The sequence below is a fragment of the Erwinia sp. ErVv1 genome, assembly GCF_900068895.1.
GTDB lineage: Bacteria > Pseudomonadota > Gammaproteobacteria > Enterobacterales > Enterobacteriaceae > Erwinia.
Map to the genome: position 1 here is coordinate 1 of NZ_CDPK01000042.1, position 280 is coordinate 280.

A 280-nucleotide genomic window follows, 5' to 3' on the forward strand; every position below is an offset into this window, starting at 1 on the left:
CTGCATCCCGCCCGGATCGGCCACTGGCGTGGTGGTGATCTGAATCGTCCCAACCGGTTTTATCACTGTCCCGGTATGCACCGGCGTTACCGGGACTGACGGATCCGAATTACCGGTATTTGACGGCGAAGATGGCCCGGGAGCCGGGTTGATCAAAATGGTCCGCGGTGGCTGGCCCGCTACCGCAGGCAGCGTGATGATATCCAGCCCTGTCGCTGCATCCCGCACCGCCGTCAGGACCGGTACCGCCGACGGTAATCCACCCTCTCCGGTTTTCAGC

The 280-nt window shown here is 62.9% G+C and carries 1 protein-coding gene; it reads right to left on the bottom strand.

Annotation, left to right across the window (positions count from 1 at the left end):
- On the bottom strand, window positions 1-280 hold a 280-nt coding region (locus A1830_RS20835; RefSeq protein ID WP_197473387.1), incomplete at both ends, for an S-type pyocin domain-containing protein.